The organism is Streptomyces milbemycinicus (assembly GCF_002154605.1).
Lineage (GTDB): Bacteria > Actinomycetota > Actinomycetes > Streptomycetales > Streptomycetaceae > Streptomyces > Streptomyces milbemycinicus.
The window spans coordinates 1-9,831 of record NZ_MUNE01000777.1 but is presented as its reverse complement, the minus strand read 5'-3'; the positions used below and the strand labels follow the sequence as shown (position 1 = coordinate 9,831).

Annotated in this window: 6 protein-coding genes; 4 read left to right on the top strand and 2 right to left on the bottom strand. The window is 73.1% G+C overall.

Translation table 11 applies throughout. The features are described 5' to 3' along the window. The first annotated feature begins 298 nt into the window (after positions 1–298). Together CCN51_RS45980 and CCN51_RS45975 are read left to right on the top strand one after the other, a co-directional pair. Positions 299–2,278 (top strand): Xaa-Pro dipeptidyl-peptidase, encoded by a 1,980-nt coding sequence (locus CCN51_RS45980; protein ID WP_043486475.1) that lies wholly within the window; start codon positions 299–301, stop codon positions 2,276–2,278. Positions 2,279–2,333: 55 nt separating this feature from the next. Continuing rightward, entirely contained in the window at positions 2,334–3,686 is a 1,353-nt protein-coding gene (locus tag CCN51_RS45975) for a M14 family metallopeptidase (RefSeq protein ID WP_055413896.1), read from the top strand. On the opposite strand, the gene CCN51_RS45970 is transcribed toward CCN51_RS45975, so the two are convergent. Continuing rightward, positions 3,673–4,638, bottom strand: coding sequence for an FAD-dependent oxidoreductase (locus CCN51_RS45970; RefSeq protein ID WP_014175232.1), 966 nt, complete (start codon positions 4,636–4,638; stop codon positions 3,673–3,675). The genes CCN51_RS45975 and CCN51_RS45970 overlap by 14 nt on opposite strands. A gap of 83 nt (positions 4,639–4,721) precedes the next feature. On the opposite strand from CCN51_RS45970, the gene CCN51_RS45965 reads away from it, so the two are divergent. Both CCN51_RS45965 and CCN51_RS45960 read left to right on the top strand, forming a co-directional pair. Then, positions 4,722–5,729 (top strand): oxidoreductase, encoded by a 1,008-nt coding sequence (locus tag CCN51_RS45965; RefSeq protein WP_086860916.1) that lies wholly within the window; start codon positions 4,722–4,724, stop codon positions 5,727–5,729. A 60-nt stretch (positions 5,730–5,789) separates the two neighbouring features. Continuing rightward, positions 5,790–7,427, top strand: a complete 1,638-nt coding sequence (locus tag CCN51_RS45960; protein WP_014175230.1) for an ABC-F family ATP-binding cassette domain-containing protein — start codon at positions 5,790–5,792, stop codon at positions 7,425–7,427. Between the two features lie 74 nt (positions 7,428–7,501). Here CCN51_RS45960 and CCN51_RS45955 read toward each other — a convergent pair. Continuing rightward, positions 7,502–9,831, bottom strand: a 2,330-nt coding sequence (locus CCN51_RS45955; RefSeq protein WP_107426248.1) for a Tex family protein, incomplete at its 5' end; no start/stop codon positions are given.

Genomic DNA, 9,831 nt, shown 5'->3' with positions numbered 1-9,831 from the left:
CCCGATGCCGGGCGCGCCCGGGGTGGCTTCGGCCGCCGAGGCCGGAACCGCCAGCAGCAGGAACGCGGCGGCCGCGCTCGGGACGGTGAGTCTGTGACGCACGGGTCCTCCAACTCGTCGGGGAGAACGATCACTGCAGACCCTAGGTACTCGCCGAGGACCCCTCCTGTCCATCACCCCACGCGACACACGATCGACATCCGGTCGACATCAGCGGCTACCTCGGCCCCACCGACATCGGAGTGCCCTCTTCTGCGCGGGAGTTGACTCGCGCTACGGTCCGCCCGTGCTGCTATGTATGCGGAAGCCCCGCCGCGCGAGAACACGGATCGTGCTCCGACCAATAGCGGCCGCCGCCCTGGCGGTCCTCGCAGCGACATTCATACCTCCTCTCGGCACAACGGCGGCCCAGGCCGCCGAGCGGGAAAGCAGACCGATCTACTCATACGACAAGGCGATCCGCGAATCCGTATGGGTGGACACCGGACTTGACGGCGACTCGGACGGCAGAACCGACCGGGTCGCCGTCGACATCGTGCGCCCCGGCGAACCCGCCCAGCAGGGCCGCCGAATCCCCGTGATCATGGATGCGAGCCCGTACTACTCCTGCTGCGGACGCGGCAACGAGAGCCAGCGGAAGACCTATGACGCGGCCGGCAAGCCCGTCCTCTTCCCGCTCTTCTACGACAACTACTTCGTGCCGCGCGGCTACGCCACCGTCCTGGTCGACCTCGCCGGGACCAACCGCTCCGACGGCTGTGTGGACATCGGCGGCCGCTCCGACATCCAGTCCGCCAAGGCCGTCGTCGACTGGCTGAACGGCCGCGCCACCGGCTACACCACCCGCACCGGCACCGCGACCGTCACGGCCGACTGGTCCAACGGCGCCACCGGCATGATCGGAAAGAGCTACGACGGGACCGTCGCCAACGGCGTCGCGGCCACCGGCGTCAAGGGCCTGAAGACCATCGTGCCGATCAGCGCCATCTCCTCGTGGTACGACTACTACTTCGCCAAGGGCGCCCCGCTCTTCGACAGCGGCCCCGACGGCCTGTCGGACGGCGTCGAGAGCGACGACGCGCACGCGCGCTGTGCCGCCGTACAGCAGGAGCTCATCGACGGCGCCCCGCGCAACGGCGACTGGACCGACCTGTGGACCGGGCGCGACTACGTCCCCGGCGCGGGCAAGGTGCGGGCCAGCGTCTTCGCCGTCCACGGGATGCAGGACCTCAACGTCCGCACCAAACACCTCGGTCAGTGGTGGAACGCGCTCGCCGACGCCGGCGTGGAGCGGAAGATCTGGCTCTCGCAGACCGGGCACGTCGACCCCTTCGACTTCCGCCGCGCGGAGTGGGTGAGCACCCTGCACCGCTGGTTCGACCACTACCTGCTCGGCATCGACAACGGCATCGAGCGCGAGCCCATGGCCGATGTCGAACGCGCCCCCGACCGCTGGGCCACCGACCGCTCCTGGCCGCCCGCCGGCACCCGCCCGACCACGCTGCGGCCGCGCTCCGGACAGACCCCAGGCGTCGGCGTCCTCGGCACCGAACCGGCCGAACCCGGCGCCACCGAGACGTTCACCGACGACCCGAGGCTGAGCGAAGCCGACTGGGCCGCCCGGATCGACCAGCCGACGGCCGCCAAGGCCGGATTCGCCACCGCGCCACTGACGAAGGACCTGCGGCTCGCGGGCTCCGGTACGGTCACGGTCACCGCGACCCCCTCCACCTCCTCCGCGCATCTGTCCGCGGTCGTGGTGGACCTCGGCCCGGACACCATCCGCAACTACACCGGCGACGCCGAGGGCATCCGCACCCTCGCCGACCGTACCTGCTGGGGCAGCGGCACGGCGGGCGACAGCGGCTGCTTCAAGCGGACCGAGGCGGACACGGCGAGTGTCGGCTACACCGTCCTCAGCCGCGGCTGGGCCGACCTCGGCCACTGGGCGGACGACGGGAAGGGCCGCCCGCTGACCCCCGGCAAGCCCTACACCATCACCCTCGACCTCGCCGCCACGGACCACATCGTCCCCGCGGGCCACCGGCTGGCCCTCATCGTCGCCGGTACGGACGCGGGCCTGATCGAACCGGTGGACACCAAGCCCACGGTCACGGTCGACCTGGCCCGCACCCAGGCCCGGCTGCCCCTGACCGGCGGCGCCCCGGCGCTCGCCCGGGCCACCGCGGGCGCCCCGGCCGACGCCGCCACCGCCTCGCCCGACGCCGCCCCGCGGAAGGGCGTCCCCGAGCCGCGCCGCAAGTCCCGGCTGCCGTAGTACAGCCCTGATACGGCTGCCCCCCCCGTAACGAGATAACGAGACCACTCCCGTAATGAGACCTCACCCAAGGAGACCCCACTCCGTGACACCCGCGATCTCCCGCATCCCCCTGATCCGCGCCGCGGCGGTCGGCGCCGTCGCGCTGCTGACCACGTCGTTCCTCGCCGCGCCCGCCCACGCCGGAACCTCCGAGCCCCGCACCGGCTTCGAGGCCGGCAACGGCGCGCGCTGGACCACCGAGCCGGAGGAGGAACGCTTCCTCGCCGCGGTCGACGCCGCGAGCGCGCGCGTCGCCGTCGACCGCATCGGCACCACCGCGCAGGGCCGCCCGCTGCGCCTGGTGCGGATCGGCGCACCCGCTGCCCCGACCCGTACCGCGAACGCCAATACGCTGCTGCTCATCTGCTCTCAGCACGGCGACGAGCCGTCCGGCCGCGAGGCCTGCCTGTCCACCGTCCGCGACCTCGCCTACGCCAAGGACGCGCGGACCAAGCGCTTCCTGGAGCGCACCAACGTCCTCGTGATCCCGACCGCCAACCCCGACGGCCGCGCCGCCGACACCCGGGAGAACTCCGAGGGCGTCGACATCAACCGCGATCACATCGCCCTCAAGACCGCGGAGTCCCGCGCGACGGCCGCCGTCCTCCGCGACTGGCGGCCCGACACCGTCTACGACCTCCACGAGTACGGCGCCACCGTCCCGTACTACATGAAGGACCTGCTGGCGCTGTGGCCGCGCAACCTCAACACCGCGGACCCCGTGCACCAGGAGGCGCGTACGCTCTCCGACTCCTACGTCCGGCCGCACGCCGAGCAGGCGGGCTTCGGCACCGGCGTCTACGGCATCTGGACCGACCCGGAGACCGGCGATCCCGTCAAACAGGTCGCGGGCGACGGCCAGGAGCGGATCCTGCGCAACACCGCAGGGGTCAAGCACTCCGTCGGCCTGCTCGTCGAGACGCGCGTCGACCCGCTCACCGACGCCGAGAAGGCCGACCCCGCGGTCAACAACCGGCGCCGGGTGGGCTCCCAACTCGCTGCGCTCGACGGCGCCTTCGCCTTCACCGGCGAGCGGCGCGGACGCATCGAGGCCGCGACCACCCGCGCCCGGCTGACCGGCTACGCCGACCGCGGCCCGGTCTACCTCGGCGGCGGCGACAACGACCCGGCGGGCCCGGAGGAAACCCTCGCCGACCCGCCGTGCGGCTATCTGCTCGACGCCGGACAGTACGCGCAGGTGAAGGACGAGCTCGCGCTGCACGGCGTCACGGTGCGGCCCTGGCAGGGCGGCGCGGACGGCGCCTTCGTACCGCTGCGCCAGTCGCTGCGCGCGCTGGTGCCGCTGCTCCTCGACGGCCGCGCCACCTATCACCTGACCGAGGGGCAGCCGGTCAACAGCTGCTGACCAGTTCGGCCGCTTCCTCCGCACAGCCCCAGGCGACGGTGATGCCCGCCCCGCCGTGTCCGTAGTTGTGCAGGAGCCAGGGAAATCCGACGCCGCCCGCCGCGGTGTCCGCCTCCAGCCGCACCCGCGACCGGGCCGGGCGCAGCCCCACCCGGTGCCCGATGACGCGCGCGTCCGCCAGCGGCGGATGGACGCGGGCACAGCGGGCCACGATGGCCTCGGCCGTCGCCGGGTCGGGCGCCAGATCCCAGACGTCCTCCCGGGCGGTGCCGCCGAGGATCACCCCGTACGGCTGGGGCAGTACGTACAGCGTGTCCGCCGAACCGGGGTCGGCGGCCACGAACCACTCGTCGACGCCCGGGTTCTCCACCAGCACCAACTGGCCCTGCACCGGGCGCACCTCGGCGTCCGGCACCAGATCGCGGGCGCCGAGGCCGGTGCAGTTGACGATGAGCGGCGCCTCCCGCGCGGCCTCGGCCAACGTGGCCACGGCGCGCTGCTCGACGGTGCCGCCCGCCGCCTCCAGCCGCCGCCGTAGATACCCGAGATAAGTCGGCATGTCGACCACCGGGACCCGCGCCCGCAGGCCGTGGCCCCAGCCCTCCGGCAGCTCCTCGCGGCGCGCCGGGCGCAGCCCCGGCACCTCGGCGGCCCAGGGGCCGAGGTCCCCGAGGCCGGTGCCCGCCAGCGTCCCGTCGACCATCCGGACGCCGGTCTCCCCGGGCCGGGCGGCCAGTTCGGCGAGTACGCCGAGCGTACGCACGGACCAGGCGCCCACCTTCTCCTCCGGCTCGACGCGGTACGGCCACCACAGCCCGCCCGCCACCGCCGAGGTGGTGTCCCCGATCGGGTCCCGGCTCCACACCGCTACCCGCCGGCCGCTCTCCGCCAGCACGATGGCACTTGTCAGGCCGATGACCCCGGCACCGACGACTATCGCATCGCTCGTCATGCCCGGAGGTTACGCCCCTGAGGTGCGGTATCGCCGGAGCGTGCTGCGCGATGACAGTGCCCCGATATGGGAATACTTGGGCCATGACCTCCCAGTACGCGACTTTCGGCCTCGCGCCGGCGATGCGCGCCGGCGGCGTGCTGTCCAAGGGCGCGTACCAGATACACCGCGATTTCCTGGACTTCATCGTCGACGGCAGACCGCTGCTGTCGCGCCTGGCCGACCTCGACGCGGTCTCACCGCTCGCCGCCGACCTCGGCCCCACCATCTTCACCGCCCAGGTGCGCGGTCTGCTGCTGGAGACCGAGGCGCCGCTGCCCGCAGGCCGCCGCGTCCTCTACGGCTGCCCCGAATGCGTCGGCCTGGAGTGCGGTGTGGTCACGGCGGTCATCGAGCGCGACGGACCGGACGTCGTCTGGCGCGACTTCGCCTGGCAGACCGACGACACCCCGGACATCTACCCCGACCTCGGTCCGTACCGCTTCCACGGTGGGCAGTACCGCGCCGAGCTGGAGCGGCTGCTCGCGCTGGAAGCCCCGGCGGGGCGCCGGGTGCTGCTCGTGGGGCAGCGCGCCGCCTTCCTCGCCAAGCTCGCCGCGGCGCTGCGCACCATCGGCATCGGCGCCGAGATCTCCCGGGACGCGGCGGCCGCCCACGCCGACGAGCTGCGCGGATACGGCGTCGTGGCCTTCGGCCGGACGGTCGGCCCCGAGGAGCGCGCCGCCGTGCGCGACGCGTTCGCGGCGGCGGGCTCCGACGCGGTCTTCGTGGCCGAGTCGACCCCGATCGTCCCCCTCCTCGTCGCCCGGATCGAACAGGCCCTGGACCGCTCCCCCCAGGAGCAGCGGCGGCTGGCCGGGCTCAGGGCCGAGGGCGGCGAGGCGGTGCTGGAGGTCGTCGCCCGGTGCGGGGTGCGGCTCGTCGCCCACCGCCTCGACCGGCTCGGCCGCCCCCGCACCCACGATCTGTTCGACGGCCGGCTGGAGCCGGGCATCCATCGCATCCCCCTGGACGCGCGGGTCGTACGGGGGGACGCCTTCGTGGTCGCCCGCACCTCCAGCACCGTCCTGGTGGCCCCGGTGGGCTGCTGACTGGCATCCGGAAAACCGTGCGACAGCGAGCGCACCGCTCCGGTTAGGATCGGCGCTCTGATGACTGCCACTCTTGTCGCCAAGGACCTCGCCGCGGGCCACGGCGACCGCACTCTGTTCTCCGGCCTCGACCTGGTTGTGGCGCCCGGCGAGGTGATCGGTCTCGTCGGCGCCAACGGCGCCGGGAAGTCCACGCTGCTGCGGCTGCTGGCCGGGCTGACCGACCCCGAGCACGGGGCCGTGCGGCTCAGCCCGCCGCATGCCACCGTGGGCCATCTGCCGCAGGAGCCCGAGCGGCGCCCGGCCGAGACCGTACGGGACTTCCTGGCCCGGCGTACGGGCGTGGCAGCCGCCCAGGCCGCGCTGGACGCCGCCACCCAGGCGCTGGTCGACGGTGCGCCCGGCGCCGACGACACGTATGCCACCGCGCTGGAGCGCTGGCTCGGGCTCGGCGCCGCCGACCTGGACGAGCGCGCCGACGAGGTCGCGGCCTCACTGGGGCTGGACATCTCTCTCGACCGGCCGATGACCGCCCTGTCGGGCGGCCAGGCGGCACGCGCCGGGCTCGCTTCGCTGCTGCTCAGCCGCTATGACGTATTCCTGCTGGACGAGCCGACCAACGACCTGGACCTGGACGGGCTGCGCCGCCTGGAGAGCTTCGTCCAGGGGCTGCGCGCCGGCACGGTGCTGGTCAGCCACGACCGTGAGTTCCTTGCCCGTACGGTCGACAAGGTCCTCGAACTCGACCTCGCCCAGCAGCAGGTGAACGTCTACGGCGGTGGCTACGCCGCCTATCTGGAGGAGCGCGAGACCGCCCGCCGCCACGCCCGCGAGCGCTACGAGGAGTACGCGGACACCCGCGCCGGCCTGGAGGCCCGGGCCCGCACCCAGCGCGCCTGGATGGAGAAGGGCGTCAAGAACGCCCGCCGCAAGGCCACCGACGGCGACAAGCTCGGGCGGAACGCCCGGGTCGAGTCCACCGAGAAGCAGGCCGCCAAGGCGCGCCAGACCGACCGGATGATCGAGCGGCTCGACGTGGTCGAGGAGCCGCGCAAGGAGTGGGAGCTGCGGATGGAGATCGCCGCCGCGCCGCGCTCGGGCGCGGTGGTGGCGACCCTGCGCGGCGCGCAGGTGCGGCGCGGTGAGTTCCACTTCGGCCCCGTCGACCTGCAGATCGACTGGGCGGACCGGGTCGCGGTCACCGGAGCGAACGGCTCGGGCAAGTCCACGCTGTTGGCCGCGCTCCTCGGCCGCCTCCCGCTGGACGCGGGCGCGGCGGCGCTCGGTCCTGGCGTGGTGGTCGGCGAGATCGACCAGGCGCGCGCCCTGTTCTTCGGTGGCGAATCGCTGCTGGACGCCTTCGGTGCGGCGGTGCCCGAGCTGCCGGCGGCGGAGGTGCGCACGCTGCTGGCCAAGTTCGGCCTCAAGGCCGACCATGTGCTGAGGCCCGCGGCCACCCTGTCCCCGGGGGAACGCACCCGCGCGGCGCTCGCCCTGCTCCAGGCCCGCGGCGTCAACCTGCTCGTCCTGGACGAGCCCACCAACCACCTGGACCTGCCCGCCATTGAGCAACTGGAGTCCGCGCTGGCCTCCTACACCGGCACGCTCCTGCTGGTCACCCACGACCGCCGGATGCTCGACGCGGTGCACACCACCCGCCGCCTCCAGGTCGCGGACGGCCGAGTCACCGAACTCTGACGGACCGGCCCTGTGCCGCCACGCCCAGGGCGCGGCGGCACAGGGCCGTCATCGCAAACCTCCTCCGGGAGGCGCTACCGCTTCTTGGGGTCCAGCAGCCCCGCACGCCGCAGCGCGTCCGCCATCGCCCCGTTGGCCGGGGCCGCGTCGCGGCCGCCGGATCCTCCGCCACGCTGCCCTCGGCCGCCGCCGCCCTGGCGCTGCTGAGGGGCGCCGCGGCGGCCGCGGGTGTCCTGGGCGGAGCGGTCCCGGTTGCGGTCCCGGCCGCCGCCCGACCCCGCGCCCGCCTCGTCGTCCAGCCGCAGCGTCAGCGAGATCCGCTTGCGTGGGATGTCAACGTCCAGGACCTTCACCCGCACGATGTCCCCGGGCTTGACCACATCGCGCGGATCCTTGACGAACGTCTTGGACATCGCGGAGACGTGCACCAGACCGTCCTGGTGCACACCGATGTCGACGAACGCGCCGAACGCGGCCACATTGGTGACGACGCCTTCCAGGATCATCCCGGCGGCCAGGTCGCCGATCTTCTCCACGCCCTCCTTGAAGGTCGCGGTCTTGAACGCGGGCCGCGGGTCGCGGCCGGGCTTCTCCAGCTCCTTGAGGATGTCGGTGACCGTGGGCAGACCGAAGGTGTCGTCCACGAACTGCTCCGGCCTGAGCTTGCGCAGCACGGCCGTGTTGCCGATCAGCGAGGTCACGTCGTCACCCGCCGAGGAGGCCATGGACCGCACCACCGGATACGCCTCCGGGTGCACGCTGGAGGCGTCCAGCGGGTCGTCGCCGCCGCGGATCCGCAGGAAGCCCGCGCACTGCTCATACGCCTTGGGGCCGAGCCGGGCCACATCCTTGAGCGCCTTGCGGCCGCGGAACGGGCCATTCGCGTCGCGGTGGGCCACGATGTTCTCCGCGAGCCCGCCGCCGATGCCCGAGACCCGGCTGAGCAGCGGGGCGGAGGCGGTGTTGACATCGACCCCGACGCCGTTCACACAGTCCTCGACGACCGCGTCCAGCGAGCGGGAGAGCTTCACCTCGGACAGGTCGTGCTGGTACTGGCCGACACCGATCGATTTGGGGTCGATCTTGACCAGCTCGGCGAGCGGGTCCTGCAGCCGCCGCGCGATGGACACCGCACCGCGCAGCGAGACGTCCAGCTCCGGCAGCTCCTGGGAGGCGAAGGCCGAGGCGGAGTACACCGAGGCACCGGCCTCGGAGACCATCACCTTGGTGAGCTTCAGCTCGGGGTGCTTTCCGCACAGCTCGCCCGCGAGCTTGTCGGTCTCGCGGGACGCCGTGCCGTTGCCGATCGCGATCAGCTCGACGTCGTGCTCGCGCGCCAGCCGCGCCAGCTTGGCAAGCGACTCGTCCCACTTGTTCTGCGGGACGTGCGGATAGATCGTGTCGGTCGCGGCCACCTTGCCGGTCGCGTCGACCACGGCCACCTTCACCCCCGTACGGAATCCGGGGTCCAGGCCCATCGTGGCTCGGGTGCCGGCCGGGGCGGCCAGGAGGAGATCGCGAAGATTGGCGGCGAAGACGCGCACCGCCTCGTCCTCGGCGGCTTGCCGCAGCCGCAGCCGCAGGTCGATGCCGAGGTGCACCAGGACCCGGGTGCGCCAGGCCCAGCGCACCGTGTCGGCCAGCCACTTGTCGGCCGGGCGGCCCCGGTCGGCGACGCCGAAGCGGTGCGCGATGCTGCGCTCGTACGAGGTGGGGCCCGCCTCCTCGGAGGGCTCCTCCGGCTCCAGGGCGAGATCGAGGATCTCCTCCTTCTCGCCGCGGAACATCGCCAGCACCCGGTGGGAGGGCAGCTCCGTGAACGGCTCGGCGAAGTCGAAGTAGTCGGCGAACTTCGCGCCCGCCTCCTCCTTGCCCTCCCGCACCTTGGTGGCCACCCGCCCGCGCGTCCACATCCGCTCGCGCAGCTCGCCGATGAGGTCCGCGTCCTCGCTGAACCGCTCGGTGAGGATGGCCCGCGCGCCCTCCAGCGCGGCGGCGGGGTCCGCGACCCCCTTCTCCGCGTCGACGAAGGCGGCCGCGGCGGCCAGCGGCTCCACGGACTGGTCGTCGAGCAGCCCCTCGGCCAGCGGCTCGAGCCCGGCCTCCCGCGCGATCTGCGCCTTCGTACGGCGCTTGGGCTTGAAGGGCAGGTAGATGTCCTCCAGCCGGGCCTTGGAGTCCGCGGCCAGGATCTGGGCCTTCAGGGCCTCATCCAGCTTGCCCTGGGACTTGACCGATTCCAGGATCGCGGCCCGCCGCTCCTCCAGCTCCCGCAGATAGCGCAGCCGCTCCTCGAGGGTGCGCAGCTGCGCGTCGTCGAGCATTTCGGTCGCTTCCTTGCGGTAGCGCGCGATGAAGGGCACGGTCGAGCCGCCGTCGAGCAGCTCGACGGCGGCTCGACCGT

What these genes read in the sequence shown, in the direction of transcription:
- CCN51_RS45980 (WP_043486475.1), top strand. Translation starts at nt 299, where the DNA reads ATGCGGAAGCCCCGCCGCGCGAGAACACGGATCGTGCTCCGACCAATA.
- CCN51_RS45975 (WP_055413896.1), top strand. Translation starts at nt 2,334, where the DNA reads ATGAGACCTCACCCAAGGAGACCCCACTCCGTGACACCCGCGATCTCC.
- CCN51_RS45970 (WP_014175232.1), bottom strand. Translation starts at nt 4,638, where the DNA reads ATGACGAGCGATGCGATAGTCGTCGGTGCCGGGGTCATCGGCCTGACA.
- CCN51_RS45965 (WP_086860916.1), top strand. Translation starts at nt 4,722, where the DNA reads ATGACCTCCCAGTACGCGACTTTCGGCCTCGCGCCGGCGATGCGCGCC.
- CCN51_RS45960 (WP_014175230.1), top strand. Translation starts at nt 5,790, where the DNA reads ATGACTGCCACTCTTGTCGCCAAGGACCTCGCCGCGGGCCACGGCGAC.